The sequence below is a fragment of the Ruegeria sp. AO1 genome, from assembly GCF_056535985.1.
In genome coordinates this window covers 30,891-48,728 of the sequence record NZ_JBQFJC010000001.1, presented here as the reverse complement: position 1 = coordinate 48,728, position 17,838 = coordinate 30,891, and the positions used below count along the sequence as shown (strand labels likewise).

Here is a 17,838-nt window from a genome sequence, read left to right as displayed (position 1 = left end):
CGATCACTCGAAGACAAGCTCGGTAATCGCCGTGTCCTGATAGTGCGTGCCGGGGTAGACATCGGTGATCTCGAACACGACCCAGGATACGGCACCATAATTGGCCAAAGCACTGGTCTCTTGCCAGTCAGATGTGTCGTCGATGGTGAAAGATGTTGTGGAACCATTCGAAAAGCTCAACTTCAGCTCGCGCACACGACTGTTGCGGATGAAGGTCCGTTCCGATTTGGCATAGCCGTTCCGAATTGCCCAGCGGTTGATCCGCGTGGGTGAATCAAAAGCCAGAACAAATGCTTCACCGTATCCATGGCCAGACACTCCTTCCACCCAAGCGGTGCGGTGGTCTTGGTCCGTCACATTTCGAGGGCCATAGCTGTTGCTGCCTTGCGCCTTCAAAACTGAACTGAAACACAAATCAGCCCACTGCCCGGCAACCGAAATACCGGTGCAGCTGTTCATAAGCCAACCCGGTGGCGGGGGCACTTCGGGTGCGGGCGGCTCAGCCGTTGGTGTCGCAGTGGATGGCGCCTGCCCATCGCGTCGCAGCCATCCGCGCTCAACCGCTGCAAGGCGCTGATGGCGGGGCGGATGGGTCGCTGACCCTTGTGCCGGTAAGGTCTCCCACAGGGACTGAGCCTGCGTCAGGTTGGCCCCAAGTGCGGCAAGAACGAACCCGGCATATTCATCTGCCTCTAACTCGGTGGGCGGGCGCGACCCTCCTTCGACGATCGTATGTCCCTGAAGATGATGGCCGACCTCATGAGCGATCACCCCATAAAGCTGCCAATAGGCGTTCGGGTCCGCTTCGTATTGCGACAGCCAGTCTGGGTTGAATGCCAAGTACCGTTGTTCTTTGAAGATTACAGCCGCTGCGTTATCGACCTCGGTGGTTTCAAGCACCTCGAAATTCGGCAACAGACCAGACACGGCCAGGATGCTGTCCACCACACCCCAAACCTGCTGCACCGAAAACGCACTGGACTCGCTGAAGCGGGGCTTTTGCAGCGTGATTTTCTTACAGCCCTCAACCGTGCAAACCACCTGCTGGTCCTCGGCCAAAACGCTACCAGCGGCCAGCGAAAGCAGAAACGCCCCTGCAACAGACTTGACCAAAGCACTCTTCCCCTTTGCCTTACGAAGTAAGCATGGATCGAGTCCCGGCGTCAGGTAAAGCCCACGTTCATAAAATATCATTGGTTGTGTTGGTTTAGAGCCCCAGCACATCCACCATGTCATACTGACCCGGAGCCTTGCCCTGCCCCCACAGCGCCGCTTTCAGCGCGCCGCGGGCAAAGATGGCACGGTCGGTGGCCAGATGGCGCAGGACGATGCGCTCTCCTGGCGCGGCGAACAGGACGTCATGTTCGCCCACGATGTCTCCGCCGCGAATGGCATGGAAGCCGATGTCTCCGCGCTTTCGCGCGCCGGTGATGCCATCGCGGCCCCGGTCGGCTACATCCGACAGCTTGACGCCACGCCCTTCAGCGGCAGCTTCACCCAGCATCAGCGCCGTGCCCGAAGGCGCATCGACCTTATGGTGGTGATGGCCTTCGATCACCTCGATGTCGAAATCTTCGTCCAAAGCCGCCGCGACCTTTTTGGTCAATTGCACCAGCAGATTGACGCCAAGGCTCATATTCCCCGCCCGCACGATCACCGCGTGGCGCGAGGCCGGTTCCAGAGCCGCAATCTGTTCATCACTCATGCCGGTGGTACCAATCACATGTACACACCGCGCCTGCGCAGCCAAAGCAGCAAACTCCAGCGTCGCTTCGGGCGCGGTGAAGTCAATCACGGCCTGCGCCTGCGCGAACGCCTCCAGCGGGTCGTCTGTCACAGTCACGCCCAGCGCCTGCCCGCCCATTGCCGTGCCCACGTCCTGACCGATCCAATCGTGGCCCGCGCGCTCGACCACACCAACAAGACGGGCCTGATCGCTGTCAGTCACGGTCTTGATCAGCATCTGCCCCATACGGCCCGAAGCCCCTGTGATGACGATCCCCGGAATATGGGTCATTGCTTTCTTCCCCTAAACATAGTCGGCTCAAAGCCTCCTACCCGGTTCGCGCCCGCTTGGCAAAGGCTCGGTTAGGGCTTAGATCGTCGGTATGGCAAAGAACAAATTCCACGATGGCCCCGGCCCGTCCCAACGGCAACTGCGTGTCGGCGAACTGATCCGCCGCACCCTGTCCGAAGTTCTGGCGCGCGGAGATGTCCACGACCCCGACCTGAACCGGATGTCGATCACCGTAGGTGAGGTCCGCACCTCGCCCGACCTCAAGATCGCCACCGCCTATGTGCTGCCGCTGGGCGGTAAAGGCCAAGAGGATGTGATCGACCTGCTCGCTCGCAACAAGGGTGAGCTGCGGCGCATGGTCGGCAAGAAGCTGAACCTGAAATTCTCGCCCGATCTGCGGTTCCGCCTGGATGACACATTCGACCGGCTGGACGACACCCGCCGTATGTTCGAACAGGACGCGGTGCGCCGCGATCTGGACGAGTGATCCGGGCATTCGCAACAATAGGCGCGGTTCTCTGGGCCGCGCAGGCCCATGCGGTCACCTGTGATAAGCTGACCCATGAGGACAGGCGGTACACGGTCTGCGAGGTCGATGCCTCGGAAGACCTGCGCCTGTTTCTGAACGATGACCAAGGCGAACTGCTTGGACACTTCTCATCCGTGAACGATACGCTCGCGCCCGAAGGCAAAAGGCTGGTCTTTGCGATGAATGCGGGCATGTATCACGACGACCGCTCGCCCGTGGGCCACTATGTCGAAAACGGACACGAGAAGATGCGTGTGATCCCGAATGCCGGGCCCGGAAACTTCGGGTTGTTGCCCAACGGGGTGTTCTGCATTCGCGAGGGTCGCGCTGACGTGTTCGAAACGCTCGCTTTCTTGGATCAGGCCCCGCAGTGCCGATTTGCAACCCAATCCGGCCCAATGCTGGTGATCGACGGCGAATTGCACCCCCGGTTCCTGCCCGATTCGACCTCGCGCTACATTCGCAACGGTGTGGGGACGAGTGCAGATGGCACCCGCACGGTCTTTGCGATTTCCGAGGACTACGTAACCTTCCATGAGTTCGGCAGGCTGTTCCGAGACGCGCTGGAGACACCAAATGCGCTGTTCCTCGATGGAAATATCTCGCGCATGTATGACCGCGCCAACAACCGATCAGACATCGGGTTCTCGCTGGGGCCAATCGTAGGCGTCGTCGAAGACGCGCCCTGAGTTTGACAGCGGCAAAACGATCCGCTAACCCGCGCGCCTTAGCAAAAGGCAAGGTGCAAGATGGGACGCAAACGCAAGGGCCGCGACATTTCCGGTTGGCTGGTGGTGGACAAGCCTGCGGGCATGACCTCGACCGCGGTGGTCAACAAGGTGCGTTGGGCGATGGACGCCAAGAAAGCGGGCCATGCGGGCACACTGGACCCCGAAGCAACCGGCGTTCTGGCCGTGGCTTTGGGTGAGGCGACCAAAACCGTCCCCTACATCACCGATGCGCTGAAAGCCTACACCTTCACCGTGCGTTTGGGGCAAGCCACCAACACCGACGATGCCGAGGGCGAAGTGATTGCGCAAAGCGATGCGCGCCCGTCGGACGAGGATATCAAACAGGCGCTCGCCCCGTTTCTGGGCGATATCATGCAGGTGCCGCCCAAATTCTCGGCCGTGAAGGTCGACGGGCAACGCGCCTATAAACTGGCCCGCGACGGCGAAGAGGTGGAACTGTCCGCCCGCCCCCTCTGGGTCGAAGAACTGATCCTCGTCGACCGTCCCGACGAAAATCACGTGGTGCTGGAGATGACCTGCGGCAAAGGCGGATATGTCCGCTCGATCGCGCGGGATCTGGGTGAGGTTTTGGGATGCCACGGCCACGTCAAGGAACTCCGCCGCATCTGGTCCGGCCCTTTTGAGGCCGAAAATGGGTTGTCCATCGAACAGATCGACGAGATGGCCAAGACCGAGGCGCTGGACGACTACCTGCACCCGCTGGAAACCGGCCTCTCGGACCTGCCCGAGCTGAAATGCACCCCCGAAGGTGCAACCCGTCTGCGCAACGGCAATCCGGGCATGGTTCTGGCCTCGGACGTGGAATATGGCGATGAGGCCTGGGCCTCGTTCGACGGCAAGGCCGTGGCAGTAGGCATCTACAAATCCGGCGAGCTGCATCCAAGCCGGGTGTTCGTCACCTGAGCCCTGTGCTAGGCGAAGGGCATGATCACCCGAACGCATACCAAGGGCGATGCGCCCTCGACCGCCGTCTACTCGGATTGCGAGAAATACCGCTATAGCCTGACCCGTGTTTGGGATCCGGCAGGGCGTAAGGCGCTGTTTGTGATGCTGAACCCGTCAACCGCGACTGAGGTGCAGAACGACCCGACGGTCGAGCGCTGCGAACGCCGCGCACGGGCGCTGGGGTTCGGGGCGTTTCAGGTCACCAACATCTTTGCCTGGCGCGACACCGATCCGCGCAAGATGCGCGCCGCCGCTGATCCGGTCGGTCCGGCAAACGACGCGACCATTCTGGAGGGCGTCCAATGGGCCGATCAGGTCATTGCCGCCTGGGGCACCCACGGCGCGCATCTGGACCGCGGCCCGGCGGTTGAGGCGCTGCTGCGCGGCACCGGGCAGCCTCTGTTTCATCTGGGCCTGTCCAAAGCAGGGCACCCCAAACATCCGCTTTACATTGCGTATACCCAGCAACCCGAACCCTGGTGACAAAGGGTTAACCACTCGGCCAGCTAAGCTTTGACCGATGAACCGTTCGAATGGGACAGTACCGCCAAGGCGTCTCATTTCTTTCGGAGGGTTCGATATGTTTCTGGCCGGTTTGATCGGATTGGCCGCCGTCGGCGGCGCGGCATACGCCATTGGGGATGTGTTAATCGAAGAAGAGGATGAGCGGGACGAGGGCGCGGAGGACGAAAGCCAGACCGAGATCGGCGAAGGTGAGTTCCTTGACGTAGTTGAGAGCGTCGAGCCTCCGCAGGATAGCGACGACACGACCACCGGCGGTAAAGTGATCTCGGAACATGAAGGCGATCTGGTGATCGCCGGAAGCGACAACGCCGATGAAATAACCGGGCAGGACGGCACGGACCAGATCAACGGCTATGGCGGTGATGACCACATCATGGGCGGCGCTGGCGACGATGTGATGCACGGAGCCCAAGGTGAGGACACTCTGTCCGGCGGCCAGGGCGATGACCTACTGCATGGCGAGGCCGATGATGACGCTCTGTTCGGGGATGAGGGCAATGACAGGCTCTACGGTCATTTCGGCGACGACCATTTGCAGGGCGGTGAAGGCAACGACGCGCTGTATGGCGGTCAGGGCGACGATGATCTGGACGGCGGAGAAGGCAATGATGCCCTGCATGGCGGCTATGGTGATGACACTCTGACCGGTGGTGAGGGTGAAGATTCCCTCTTTGGCGGCGATGGCGACGACCTGCTGCTGGGCGATGAGGATGAGTGCGAGACCGATTATCTGAACGGCGGCGCAGGAGAGGACACGATACTGGCCAAAGACGGCGACGTTGCGACCGGAGGCTCAGGCGCGGATGACATCATCGCCGACACCGAGAATTCCGAAGTCACCGTGATGGGCTTTCAACCCGGTGAGGACCGCCTGCTGATCACCTGGGAAGATCAGGACCCACCCGAGATCGAAATCGAGCAGGACCCCGAGAATGAGAACCTGATCCGCGTCAGCCTCAACGGCCACGAGGTCGCGCATCTGTTCGGGGCCGACGGGTTGACGGTGGACGATATCCATCTTCTGACCGAGGCCGAATTGGCGGAATACCTGCCCGCTGGCTAAGCCGTCAGAATCCCTTTGCCATTCGCGCCAAAAGCGCCTATACGCGCCCATCCGCATCGGAATCGGTGCGGTATTCTCCATGGGCCTGTGCTGGACGACATCCCGGCCTGCGCCATTAACTCTAGCCTTTGAAGGAGACCCCGATGTCGATTACTGCCGCTGAAAAAGCACGCGTCATGAAAGAATTCGGCACCAAAGAGGGCGACACCGGTTCGCCTGAAGTCCAGGTTGCCATCCTGACCTCGCGCATCACCACCCTGACCGAGCACTTCAAGACCCACAAGAAAGACAACCACGGTCGTCGCGGTCTACTCAAGATGGTCGCCCAGCGCCGTAAGCTGCTGGACTACCTGAAGGGTAAGGAAGAAGCACGCTATCAGGACCTGATCAAAAAGCTGGGCATCCGCCGCTAAGCGCTTTTTGTACAGACTGCAAGAACCAAAACGTACAACTCGTACAGATAAAACGCTCGCTATTTGGCGGGCGTTTTTCGATTTGAAGGCCAGGCAGGAGCTTGCGCTCCGGCACCGCTCGTTGCCCCACCCATTCAAATGACATCAGATTGGCTTGATGGTTTCCAAGCAGGACGCCAATGCTCTAGCGTCCGGACCCAAAGAAAGCTGACTGCCACGCTTGCCCCATCAAAGTATTTAACTCGAAGGAGTTGGGTGCCTTTAGCCCACCCATGGGGCAAAGTGTAATCTCGCCAAGGTATATCTGACGATTCTTGTGGTAGAGATCCACGCGCGCAAACTCGAACTGTCTTCCGATACCTTCCGCGACTTCAATCATGTCGCCGATGAAAGTTGGCCGGGAAATCGGACTACCGCTACGGAAGAAGAGCTCCTCGTCTATGAAATTGAAGTTCCTGTCAAAAACAAGCTGTCTGTGTCTGCTCTGTCTGTCCAAATCCAATTGAATTGCGAGAATCCTGCCGCCGCCGACATGAAACTTCCAATCCGTAAGAGACTCGTCTTCATCACTTAAATCATGCTCCAGAAAAACCCGGTTGCCGATAAGGGAATACCACCACTCGCCTGCTTTGGTGCCGTGGGAATGCTCCAGCCAACCTGCGCTTTGTTTTTCAAGTTCTGTAGCATCCTCCTTTGCCATTGGAAGTGTGACTTTTTTGACGGACCCGGCACCAGAGTTCAGCTTTGCATAGTACCTGCCTTCAGGAAGGTTCGCTGCACCGAGAGCCTCATCGGAAATTGGGAAACGTGAACTCCAAACGGTTGGAATAGGCTTGACCTTTGCTTCCAACGCTTCGGGAATATAATGATCTACGGCCAATTTGTCAGCAGCTGATGGCATGGGGATCGGAGCGAATAGTTTTGCAAGACTGAGTTTTTCGTAGAATCCGTCCGGATTTAGGAAATTTGGCACCTTTCCATATTTGCCAAAATAGATTTTTACCGCGCGCGACAGTTTTTGAACGCAGACTTGTCTTGGCAGAACATCAATTCCGCGCAGGGTTCCGTGCGGAGCGGCAGTGTTTGTTCCAAACAACCCGCGATCAAAGATCTCTTTTACACTGGTCTTTGCGACTTGCCGAAGCTCGAAGCTGCTTGGTTGATACAATTCTACTGAGCTTTTGCTTCTTGCGGCCAATCTCTTCCCCTGGATCTCGTGTCACTGTCGATGTGTGCTTTTCTGAGTATTCTTGCGAAGGCAGTCTACAAGAATCTGCCAGAAAATCGAAAACGGGTAGCGCCGAGACCACCTTTGGCAACGTGTGTTTTCAGGCGCCAATAGGCAGTCTGGCACACAAGTCATTCAAAATACACAACTCTCGGACAAAGCAAAAACGCCCGCCATTTGGCGGGCGTCTAATATGTCTTTGGTTTGAGGCTTACATCTTGGCTTTTTCCGATTTAAGCGCCAGCCACAGGCAATAGCACATCATCAGAACCACCAGTGTGAACGGGATGCCTGTCGACACCGCTGCGCCTTGTAGAGCCGCAAGACCGCCGCCTAGGAGCAAGGCGATTGCCACCAGACCCTCGAGCGTACACCAGAACACCCGCTGGATCACCGGCGCATCCATCTTGCCTCCGGCGGTAATGGTATCAATCACCAACGAACCTGAATCCGATGAGGTCACAAAGAACACAACAATCAAAATCAGGGCGATCGGCGCGATGATGCCATAGAGCGGCAGTTCCTTGAGGAAGCCGAACAGGGCGCCTTCCGGCGCATAGCTGTCGATCACGGTGGCGCGCACGCCTTCGGCTCCGCCTGCGTTCAGCATGTCAATCGCGGCACCACCGAAAGTCGACATCCACAGGGCGCAGACCGCCGTGGGGGCCAGAAGCGCGCAGAGGATGAACTCACGCACCGTGCGGCCCTTGGAAATGCGGGCGATGAACATGCCCACAAAGGGCGACCACGCGATCCACCAAGCCCAGTAGAAGGTCGTCCAGCCGTGGAAGTAACTGGTGTCTTCTCGCCCGAACGGATTGGACAGTGCCGGCAGATGGGTCACGTAATCCACCATCACGTTGAAATACCGCGAAATGGCTGTACCCACACCGGTGACGATGATGACGAAAAGGAACAGACCAACGGCCATGATCATGTTGATCTCACTCAACCGTTTCACGCCCGCATCCATACCCAGCAGGACCGAGCCCAGCGCGATCAGCGTGATGCCGATGATCAGCAGGACGGTGACGGTTGGACTGGGTTCGATGCCGAAGACCTCGTTCAACCCGGCGGCAACTTGCTGCGCCCCAAGACCCAGCGAGGTGGTCAGACCGAACAGCGTTGCAAACACCGCCAGCGTGTCGATGAGATGACCCCACCAGCCCCAAACACGCTCACCCAGAAGTGGATAGAAAGCCGAGCGCAAAGTCAGAGGCAGGTCGAGGTTGTAGGCAAAGATTGCGAGGCTTAGACCAACGGCGGCATATACCGCCCAGCCTTCCAGGCCCCAATGATGGATCGTGCCAACAATACCAATATACTCATTGCCGGGCACTGCGATGTCGATACCCAGGGGCCGGGCGTTCCCACCTTCGGCAAAGTTGTAGTAAACCGGCTCCATCACGCCGAAAAACAGCAGACCGATACCAATACCGGCGGCGAACATCATCGCGATCCATCCGGCATAGGAATAGTCAGGCTTGGCGTCCTTGCCGCCGATCCTGACTTTGCCGACAGGTAGAACGATCAGAACCAGACAGAACAGGGTGATGGCATTAACTGACAGGACGAGGAACCAGTCAAACGTGCTGGTGAGCCATGGTCTGAGCCAGCCAAAAAAGGCGGCCGCAGCCTCTTGATTGGCCAATGCGATCAAAACGAAAGCAAAGATCAAAATACTCGAGATCAGGAAGACCGGGTTGTGGATATCCAAACCGAATGGCCGGACATTGTCCTGACCCAGTTCATACTCGGTTTCGAAATCGTAGATCCGCGGATCCGGATCCAGCATTTTCTTGGTTTGAGCCATACTTTGCCCCTTTGCTCGCAAGCTGCAAACGCCAAGGTAGTCGGCCGGCTGACGGATATGAGTATGTTACCCCCTTGGCGTATTCCCGTCTCTTCGACCGTGGGTTCAGTGGTAACAGTCTACACTGCATACAGTTTTTTCAAAACTCATTCATTTTTTTGAATCTTACGCCCCTTGGGAACTGACGTTTCGCAGCCTCAAAAATGACGCTGCGCAGGGTGCTCAAATTCCAGTCTGCACGTTTCTGCCAATCGCAGCGGTTCCCCTTTCCTTTCAACGCATTCTCATGTATGCGCGCGGGTATCTGAGACGTTGTGCCCTGACCCCGGCACTCGAATGGAAGATAAAGTGGGGTCGGCGGCAATGGGGCCGCCATGCAAACCGGAGACCCGCAGGGGCGGGAGTGCTCCGTTCTAGGATACGCATATGTTTGATGTAACTAAGAAATCTATGCAGTGGGGCGAAGAGATGCTCACACTGGAAACAGGCAAGGTTGCACGTCAGGCGGACGGCACCGTGATTGCCACGCTGGGCGAAACCAGCGTCATGGCCAACGTGACCTTTGCCAAGCAGCAAAAGCCCGGTCAGGATTTTTTCCCGCTGACCGTCCACTACCAAGAGAAATACTATGCCGCCGGTAAAGTTCCGGGTGGCTTCTTCAAGCGCGAGGCGCGCCCGACCGAGAAAGAGACGCTGACCGCGCGTCTGATCGACCGTCCGATCCGCCCGCTGTTCGTTGACGGCTTCAAAAACGAAGTTCTGGTGATGTGCACTGTGCTGTCCCACGATCTGGTCAACGACCCCGACATCGTTGCGATGATCGCGGCATCTGCTGCTCTGACCATTTCCGGCGCGCCGTTCATGGGCCCGATCGCCGGTGCCCGTGTTGGTTTCGTGGATGGCGAATACGTCCTGAACCCGACCGTCGACGACATGCAGGACCTGCGCCTGAACCCCGAACAGCGTCTGGATCTGGTTGTGGCCGGGACCAAAGACGCCGTGATGATGGTGGAATCCGAAGCTTACGAACTCTCTGAGTCCGAAATGCTGGGCGCCGTGACCTTTGCGCATGAGCAGATCCAGCCGGTCATCGACCTGATCATCTCGCTGGCCGAAGAAGCCGCGAAAGAGCCGTTTGATTTCGCCGCACCCGATTACTCGGACCTCTACGCCGCTGTTGCCGCAGCCGGTGAAGAGCAGATGCGCGCAGCCTTCGCGATCACCGACAAGCAAGAGCGCACCGCCGCTGTCGCCGCTGCCCGCGAAGCGATCAAAGAAGCGCTGACCGAGGAACAGTTGGAAGACGCCAACCTGGGTTCGGCGATCAAAAAGCTGGAAGCCGGCATTCTGCGCGGTGACGTCGTCAAAGGCGGCAAGCGGATCGACGGTCGTTCGACCACCGATATCCGTTCGATTGTTGCCGAAACCTCGATGCTGCCCCGGACCCACGGTTCCGCCCTGTTCACCCGTGGTGAAACCCAGGCGCTGGCCGTGACCACGTTGGGCACCGGTGACGATGAGCAATTCATCGACGCGCTGCATGGCAACTTCAAATCGAACTTCCTGCTGCATTACAACTTCCCGCCCTATTCGGTTGGTGAAGTAGGCCGCGTTGGTGGCCCGGGCCGTCGCGAGATCGGCCACGGCAAGCTGGCATGGCGCGCCCTGCAGGCGGTTCTGCCTGCAGCGACCGACTTCCCCTACACGATCCGCATCGTGTCCGAGATCACCGAATCCAACGGCTCCAGCTCGATGGCGTCGGTCTGCGGCGGTTCGCTGTCGATGATGGATGCCGGTGTTCCGCTGAAAGCACCGGTTGCCGGTGTGGCCATGGGTCTGATCCTGGAAGATGACGGCAACTATGCCATCCTGTCGGACATTCTGGGTGACGAAGACCACCTGGGCGACATGGACTTCAAAGTTGCGGGTACCGAAAACGGCATCACCTCGCTGCAGATGGACATCAAGGTTGCGGGCATCACGCCCGAGATCATGGAGAAAGCCCTGGCGCAAGCCAAGGATGGCCGGATGCACATCCTGGGTGAGATGGGCAAAGCCCTGTCCGAGACCAACGAATTCTCGGTCCACGCCCCGCGCATCGAAACCATGAACATCCCGACCGACAAGATCCGTGAAGTGATCGGTTCGGGCGGTAAGGTCATCCGCGAAATCGTTGAGGTTTCGGGTGCCAAGGTCGACATCAACGACGACGGCGTCATCAAGATCGCCTCGCCGGACGGTGAATCGATCCAGAAGGCCTATGACATGATCTATTCGATCGTGGCCGAGCCGGAAGAAGGTCAGATCTACACCGGTAAAGTGGTCAAGATCGTCGATTTCGGTGCCTTCGTGAACTTCTTTGGCAAGCGCGACGGTCTGGTCCACGTGTCCCAGATCGAAAACCGCCGCCTGAACCATCCGTCGGACGTTCTGAAGGAAGGTCAGGAAGTAAAGGTCAAACTGCTGGGCTTTGACGATCGCGGCAAGGTGCGCCTGTCGATGAAAGTGGTCGACCAGGAATCCGGCGAAGAGATCGTTCCCGAGAAGAAAGAAAAGAAAGAAGACGCAGAGTAATCTGTTCCTCTTTCAAATGATTAGGGCCCCGGTGAAACCACCGGGGCTTTTTTTGTGCTACAGTGCCGCCCAGCAGGAGGGTTGGCGATGTCTAACAAGGACCAGATGGATGAACTGGCGCGGCTTTACCTACAAGCCATCGAAAGCGGCGACCTGCCCGCGATGCTGAACCTGTTTGCCGAGGACGCGACGGCAACCTCTCCGATATCGGGCAAGCAACCGGCGCGTGACTTCTATACCAACGTTATGAACATCACGAGCGACCGGTCCACCCTTCACAAGAACACCTTTGCCGATACATCCGGTGCGCCGCAGATGGCGGTTCATTTCAACTACACCCGCACCATCCGAAACGGGCACCCTGAAACGATTGAATGCGTAGACCTGTTTGAACTGACCGAGGATCAAACCCGATTCCAATCGGTGCGGATCATCTACGACACCGCACCGGTTCTTGTGGATTTTGGAGAAGCCTGATCCTTAGTGCGCCACCCCCGACGGCCCGTGCTTCATAAGATGCCACTGCCCGTAACTGTCGTTCAGGTCCAGCTTGATCGCCGCGTCGGCCTTGGTCGAGGCACTGCCGATCTCGGCCAAAGTGAATTCAATCCCGCCGGGAATGTCGATCCGCACGCGATGTGGGCCACCACCATGCGGCGCTTCAATGGGACGGCCGTTCGAGTTCAGCACGTCGCCGATGGACACCTTGGCCGTACGCTCCTCCATATCCATCTCGAAATCTATCGGCAGAAACAGGGTCTCATGCACGGTTTTGCACATCGCACGGAAGACGAACCAATGGGTCGCCATCTCTTCGGTCTCTTCCCCGTGGAAGACCTTTTCTAGTGCGACCCTCTGAGCATCTGAGGCGCTTGGATCGATGATCACCTGCATCTCGCCGCCGCCCTCAAAGATAGGACCCGGCCAGGCATAGATCAAAGCGGCCTTGGCACCCGCTAAGTCGGTATCTCCAAAATGGCCTTTCGAGACTTCAAGCACTTCGAACCCACGGCAATTGCCCTGTGTCGGAAGTTCCTCGAACTGGCAAGGGCACGCGTAACCGCAATTACAGTTCCCAAAAGCATCACCTTCAACATACCAATCTGTAAAAGCCATCGTCTTCTCCTGTGTTTCACAGTGTGATCGCCCGATGGTGCGGATGCCTGGTTTGTCTGCCTATCGCACCGTAGCATATTTCTGTCCTTTCAAGAACCGGTCGCCGACAACGCTCGCACTAGTTCAGCTTGCAAAAATGAACGCCCATTTCTCTCGCGTTGCTCTTTCCCCACACGCCACCGTGTTCTATGCACGCATAATGCGATCTTTCATCATCCATATGTCCTCCAGCACGGCCCGCCGCGCCAATGCAGACCAGCTGTGCAACGACCTGCCGAATGCCGAACTCTTCGAGGCGACCAACGGGCGCGACCCGAACCAGATCGCAAATGTCCGCCTGCATCCCGGCACCCTGCACAAACCACATTACCCGTTCGACCTGCGCCCGGCAGAAATCGGCGTATTCCAAAGCCACCGGTGTCTTTGGCAGAAACTGGTGGATGAAGAGATCGACCTGGCCATCATCACCGAAGATGACCTGCGCGTCGATCCTGACAAAATGGCCCAAGCAATCAAAATGCTGCACGCCATCGCCACGCCGGATCACTTTATCCGCATCCCCGTCAAACAACGCGAAGTCGCGGCCCACACACTGGTCGAAGAAGATGGCCTAAGCCTGATTCTGCCCAAAGTGATCGGCCTGCAATGCGTCTGCCAGATGGTCGGCCGCAATGCTGCCAAACGGCTCCTAAAGGCGACGGATCAAATCGACCGCCCCGTGGATACATTCCTGCAAATGCACTGGATCACCGGTCAGCCAATCCATGCCCTTCTGGGCAGCGGCAACCGCGAAGTGGCCCGCGATATCGGCGGCTCGACCATCCAGACGAAACCGCCGTTCTCAGACAAACTGACCCGCGAAGTCAAACGCGCCGCCTACCGGGCACAGCTCCACCTGCACCCGCAGCGCCCGCCTGCTTCATCTGGCTAAAAATATCCTCGGGGGGAATCGCGCCTCAGGCGCGATGGGGGGCAGACAGCCCCCCTGACCCGACCTAAATCAGGACGGAGCCTTGGTCTTGCGCAGATACGGGAAGATCGTCTCGAACTCACCAAACTTCGCCTTGGCATCTTCGTTCGAAACGGTCGGCGGGATGATCACATCCTCACCCGGCACCCAGTTCGCGGGTGTCGCGACACCCTTAGACGACATCTGTAATCCGTCCAGCGCCCGCAGGATCTCAGCAAAGTTCCGGCCCACGGTCATCGGATAGGTCATCGACAGCTTCAACTGCTTGTCGGGTCCGATAATGAACACCGAACGCACGGTGGCGCTATCCGCAGGGGTGCGGCCGTCGGGCAGGTAAGCCTCGGCGGGCAACATGTCGAAGGCTTTCGAAACCGCCAAGCCGTCATCTGCAATAATCGGGAAACCGGGGTTGGCCTTGCCATAGGCTTCGATGTCTTTCTTCCACTTCTTGTGGTCCTCGACCCCGTCGACCGAAACACCGATCACCTTGGTATTGCGCGCCGCCCATTCGTCGTTCAACTGGGCCACAGCCGAAAACTCGGTGGTGCAGACCGGGGTGAAGTCCTTGGGATGCGAGAACAGGATCGCCCAGCTGTCACCAATCCAATCGTGAAACTGAATGGTGCCCTGATCCGTCTCTGCGGTGAAATTCGGGACCGTGTCGTTGATACGCAAACCCATGGTGCAACTCCTTCTTTGGTTACTGACCGAGTCGAATGCAGTGAACCTAACCACTTTGCGCCAGAGTTAAACCTTCCGCAAAAGTCTTTTTCCGGGACGTCGCCAAACAAATTTGATCAAATTACCCCCTTGCCGCGCCTCAGAGCGAATGACAGACTGCGCGGCAAAACCAGTCTTTGACATCACGGCCCGGAGGATACGCCATGATCGAAAAACGCGATTTCTACATTAACGGTCAATGGGTTGCTCCATCTGGGGCGAATGATTTCGAGGTCATCAACCCCTCGACCGAGGAACCCTGCGCGGTGATCTCCCTCGGCTCTCAGGCTGACACTGACGCCGCCGTTGCCGCGGCCAAGGCGGCCTTGCCCGGCTGGATGGCCACGCCGGTCCAAGAGCGTATCGCCCTAGTTGAAAAGCTGGCCGACCTCTACATGACCCGGTCCGAGGATCTGGCGCAAGCCATGTCGCTTGAGATGGGCGCGCCGATCGACATGTCGCGCACGGCTCAATCCGGTGCCGGGATCTATCACCTCAAGAACTTCATCCGCGCCGCCAAGGCGTTTGAATTCGAGCGTCCCTTGGGCGATCACGCCCCCAATGATCGCATCATCTATGAGGCAGTAGGCGTCGCCGGTCTGATCACCCCGTGGAACTGGCCGATGAACCAGATCACTCTAAAGGTCGGCGCGGCAGCGATTGCTGGCTGTACGATGGTTCTGAAACCGTCGGAGCAGAGCCCCCTGAACGCGATGATCTTTGCCGAGCTGATGGATGAGGCCGGTTTCCCACCCGGAGTATTCAATCTGGTGAACGGCGATGGTGTGGGTGTCGGTTCGCAACTCTCTGCGCATCCGGATGTGGACATGATTAGCTTCACCGGCTCGACCCGCGCGGGCACTGCGATCTCAAAAAGCGCTGCCGATACGCTGAAAAAGGTGCATCTGGAACTGGGCGGCAAAGGCGCCAACGTGATCTTTGAGGACGCAGATGAAAAGGCTGTGAAACGCGGTGTTCTGCACATGATGAACAACACCGGCCAAAGCTGTAACGCCCCCAGCCGGATGCTGGTGCAGCGCCCGATTTATGACAAGGCGGTGGAGACCGCAGCCGAAGTGGCCAACGCTGTAACGGTCGGCCCGGCCACGGAGGAAGGCCGCCATATCGGCCCCGTTGTGAATGAGCTTCAGTGGACCAAGATTCAGGACCTGATCCAAGCCGGTATCGATGAAGGCGCGCGGCTGGTCGCGGGTGGCACCGGGCGGCCCGAGGGTTTGAACAAGGGCTACTACGTGCGCCCGACGGTGTTTGCCGATGCCAACAACCAGATGACCATTGCGCGGCAGGAGATCTTCGGCCCGGTCCTGACCATGATCCCCTTTGACACCGAGGAAGAAGCCGTCGATATCGCCAATGACACGCCCTACGGCCTGACCAACTATGTCCAGACACAGGACGGTGCGCGCGCCAACCGTATGGCGCGGGTATTGCGGTCCGGGATGGTTGAGATGAACGGCCAGTCGCGCAGCGCGGGATCTCCGTTCGGCGGGATGAAGCAATCCGGCAACGGCCGCGAAGGCGGCGTCTTCGGCCTTGAGGATTTTCTTGAGATCAAAGCCGTCGGCGGTTGGGCAGCAGAATAGGCATGTGGCCTGATCTAGGACGATTGGTGAGGCTCGGGCAGAGCCTCACCCTTTTCTAGGCTGGACGCACAACCAGCTGGGGTTGCCCGTCAGACGTCCTTTGTGCTGAGCGTCCATCCCAACCGATCACCCCGGTTACACGTTGGCGGTACGCGGAAAAGCTCTCGAACTGCACCACATCAACCGGCGTTTCAAAATGCAGGGTAACCCTGCGGTTGGATCCGTCGCCCAACAGGGTCATGCCGCGTATTTCGGCTGAGAACGGCTGCCCCAGATATCGCCCTTCAACCCGATCTCCGACACGCAAGTGCATGCGGTTTCCAGCTTTGGCGTGCAGTGTATTCCAATCCCGAACGCCATATTGATGGGCGAGCATCTCCAACGCCTCGCTATGTGAAAGGGTCACATCTTTGGCGCGTAGGTCTTCACGCAAGCGCTTGGCCTGCGCTTTCAACTCGTCTATCGGTGGGATCGTTCTTTGTATCGTCATCATGTGCCTCGTTTCCTTGAACGGGCGCGAAATCTGGACGGGGTTCGCATTGCCATCCGCGCGCCGTGAAAGTGGCAACAGATGTTCGTATTCGGGGTTTCACCGAAGCCAAAGGCCGCGAACGGCAGGGGACCCAAACCTTGCGCGTCCTTTTGCACTAGTTGGTTGCAGAGTCAATCAGGCATCCGCTTGCGCGGCCTCGTAGGCCAGCATCGCGCGCTTCACCGGCAGACCCCAATGGTATCCGCCCAGACCGCCCGACTTGCGCAAGGCCCGATGGCAAGGGATCAGCCAGCTGACCGGATTGCGCCCAACCGCTGTTCCCACCGCGCGTACCGCCTGAGGCGAACCCACCCGCTGTGCGATCTCTGAATAGGTTGTGACCTGACCCGAAGGGATATGCATAAGCGCCTCCCAAACCTTGATCTGCAGGGGTGAGCCGATCAGATGCAGTGGTGTCTCGGACCGGTCCGCGCCAAAGGAGGCTTCAACCCAAGGACGCAGCTTTTCTGTATCCTCGACGAAATCGGCCTTGGGCCAGCGCGCGGTCATATCCTCCATCGCGGCGGCCTCGCCGGTTTCGGCACCGAACGCAATGCCGCAGATACCCTTGTCGGTCCCCATGACCAGTGCCGGCCCAAAGGGGCAATCGAACCATCCCCAGTAGACCGTCAGCCCCGCGCCTTTGCGGGCGTACTCACCGGGGCTCATGGATTCCCATTTCAGGAACAAATCATGCAGGCGGCCGCTGCCGGACAGGCCGACGTTATGGGCGGTCTCCAACGTGGTGAACCGTTCGCGCAGCAGGGCTTTGGCATGGCCCAGCGTCAGATATTGCTGGTACCGCTTCGGCGACACCCCGGTCCAGCGCGAGAACAGGCGCTGGAAATGGGCGGGGCTCATGCCCATCTGACCGGCCAGTTCTTCAAGGCTGAGGGTTTCGCCGCCCTGATCAATCAACTCGATCGCGCGGCGCATGACGTTGTAGTGGTATCCGCTTTCGGGTTTCTGGACGTTCATGGCTTTCACCTCATCTGTTGATCCAAACCATAACGCGCAGCTCACGCTCCCGCGACCCG

At 58.5% G+C, this 17,838-nt stretch carries 18 protein-coding genes; 10 read left to right on the top strand and 8 right to left on the bottom strand.

The window, feature by feature from the left end:
• Positions 1–3 precede the first annotated feature (3 nt).
• Positions 4–1,113 carry an NADase-type glycan-binding domain-containing protein gene (locus ACR3FB_RS00300; RefSeq protein ID WP_480563253.1) on the bottom strand — a complete coding sequence of 370 codons (1,110 nt, stop codon included), beginning with the start codon at positions 1,111–1,113 and terminating at the stop codon, positions 4–6.
• A 94-nt stretch (positions 1,114–1,207) separates the two neighbouring features.
• Positions 1,208–2,017, bottom strand: coding sequence for a 4-hydroxy-tetrahydrodipicolinate reductase (gene dapB / locus ACR3FB_RS00295; RefSeq protein WP_480563252.1), 810 nt, complete (start codon positions 2,015–2,017; stop codon positions 1,208–1,210).
• Between the two features lie 91 nt (positions 2,018–2,108).
• On the opposite strand from dapB, the gene rbfA reads away from it, so the two are divergent.
• The 6 genes from rbfA (at position 2,109) to rpsO (ending at position 6,244) form a co-directional block, all read left to right on the top strand.
• Positions 2,109–2,504, top strand: coding sequence for a 30S ribosome-binding factor RbfA (gene rbfA / locus ACR3FB_RS00290; protein WP_480563251.1), 396 nt, complete (start codon positions 2,109–2,111; stop codon positions 2,502–2,504).
• Positions 2,501–3,235, top strand: coding sequence for a phosphodiester glycosidase family protein (locus ACR3FB_RS00285; protein WP_480563250.1), 735 nt, complete (start codon positions 2,501–2,503; stop codon positions 3,233–3,235). Before rbfA ends, ACR3FB_RS00285 begins: the two co-directional genes overlap by 4 nt.
• A 60-nt stretch (positions 3,236–3,295) precedes the next feature.
• Positions 3,296–4,201: a tRNA pseudouridine(55) synthase TruB gene (gene truB / locus ACR3FB_RS00280; RefSeq protein WP_480563249.1), complete on the top strand. Its 906-nt coding sequence runs from the start codon at positions 3,296–3,298 to the stop codon at positions 4,199–4,201.
• Positions 4,202–4,222: 21 nt separating this feature from the next.
• The gene (locus ACR3FB_RS00275) at positions 4,223–4,726 is read left to right on the top strand and encodes a DUF1643 domain-containing protein (protein WP_480563248.1); all 504 of its coding nucleotides are present in this window, start codon (positions 4,223–4,225) and stop codon (positions 4,724–4,726) included.
• 97 nt (positions 4,727–4,823) lie between these two features.
• Positions 4,824–5,831 carry a calcium-binding protein gene (locus ACR3FB_RS00270; protein ID WP_480563247.1) on the top strand — a complete coding sequence of 336 codons (1,008 nt, stop codon included), beginning with the start codon at positions 4,824–4,826 and terminating at the stop codon, positions 5,829–5,831.
• 143 nt (positions 5,832–5,974) lie between these two features.
• On the top strand, positions 5,975–6,244 hold the full coding sequence (gene rpsO, locus ACR3FB_RS00265) for a 30S ribosomal protein S15 (protein WP_170379357.1): 270 nt from the start codon (positions 5,975–5,977) through the stop codon (positions 6,242–6,244).
• A gap of 184 nt (positions 6,245–6,428) precedes the next feature.
• Here the strand turns inward: rpsO and ACR3FB_RS00260 are convergent, their stop codons facing one another.
• Both ACR3FB_RS00260 and ACR3FB_RS00255 read right to left on the bottom strand, forming a co-directional pair.
• Positions 6,429–7,442, bottom strand: a complete 1,014-nt coding sequence (locus tag ACR3FB_RS00260; protein ID WP_425084880.1) for an ATP-grasp fold amidoligase family protein — start codon at positions 7,440–7,442, stop codon at positions 6,429–6,431.
• 241 nt (positions 7,443–7,683) lie between these two features.
• Positions 7,684–9,285, bottom strand: coding sequence for a BCCT family transporter (locus ACR3FB_RS00255; protein ID WP_170473108.1), 1,602 nt, complete (start codon positions 9,283–9,285; stop codon positions 7,684–7,686).
• Positions 9,286–9,711: 426 nt separating this feature from the next.
• Here ACR3FB_RS00255 and pnp point away from each other — a divergent pair, with 426 nt between their 5' ends.
• Both pnp and ACR3FB_RS00245 read left to right on the top strand, forming a co-directional pair.
• Entirely contained in the window at positions 9,712–11,859 is a 2,148-nt protein-coding gene (pnp, locus tag ACR3FB_RS00250) for a polyribonucleotide nucleotidyltransferase (RefSeq protein ID WP_480563246.1), read from the top strand.
• An 87-nt stretch (positions 11,860–11,946) separates the two neighbouring features.
• Positions 11,947–12,336, top strand: a complete 390-nt coding sequence (locus ACR3FB_RS00245; RefSeq protein ID WP_170473105.1) for a nuclear transport factor 2 family protein — start codon at positions 11,947–11,949, stop codon at positions 12,334–12,336.
• A gap of 3 nt (positions 12,337–12,339) precedes the next feature.
• On the opposite strand, the gene ACR3FB_RS00240 is transcribed toward ACR3FB_RS00245, so the two are convergent.
• Positions 12,340–12,975: a DUF1326 domain-containing protein gene (locus ACR3FB_RS00240; RefSeq protein ID WP_480563245.1), complete on the bottom strand. Its 636-nt coding sequence runs from the start codon at positions 12,973–12,975 to the stop codon at positions 12,340–12,342.
• 199 nt (positions 12,976–13,174) lie between these two features.
• Here ACR3FB_RS00240 and ACR3FB_RS00235 point away from each other — a divergent pair, with 199 nt between their 5' ends.
• Entirely contained in the window at positions 13,175–13,906 is a 732-nt protein-coding gene (locus ACR3FB_RS00235; RefSeq protein WP_480563244.1) for a glycosyltransferase family 25 protein, read from the top strand.
• 69 nt (positions 13,907–13,975) lie between these two features.
• Here the strand turns inward: ACR3FB_RS00235 and ACR3FB_RS00230 are convergent, their stop codons facing one another.
• Entirely contained in the window at positions 13,976–14,626 is a 651-nt protein-coding gene (locus tag ACR3FB_RS00230) for a peroxiredoxin (protein ID WP_170459651.1), read from the bottom strand.
• Positions 14,627–14,829: 203 nt separating this feature from the next.
• Here ACR3FB_RS00230 and ACR3FB_RS00225 point away from each other — a divergent pair, with 203 nt between their 5' ends.
• The gene (locus ACR3FB_RS00225) at positions 14,830–16,269 is read left to right on the top strand and encodes an aldehyde dehydrogenase family protein (RefSeq protein WP_480563243.1); all 1,440 of its coding nucleotides are present in this window, start codon (positions 14,830–14,832) and stop codon (positions 16,267–16,269) included.
• Between the two features lie 55 nt (positions 16,270–16,324).
• Here the strand turns inward: ACR3FB_RS00225 and ACR3FB_RS00220 are convergent, their stop codons facing one another.
• Positions 16,325–16,759: a glyoxalase superfamily protein gene (locus ACR3FB_RS00220; RefSeq protein WP_480563242.1), complete on the bottom strand. Its 435-nt coding sequence runs from the start codon at positions 16,757–16,759 to the stop codon at positions 16,325–16,327.
• Between the two features lie 177 nt (positions 16,760–16,936).
• Positions 16,937–17,779, bottom strand: coding sequence for a methylated-DNA--[protein]-cysteine S-methyltransferase (locus tag ACR3FB_RS00215; protein WP_480563241.1), 843 nt, complete (start codon positions 17,777–17,779; stop codon positions 16,937–16,939).
• Positions 17,780–17,838: the final 59 nt, after the last annotated feature.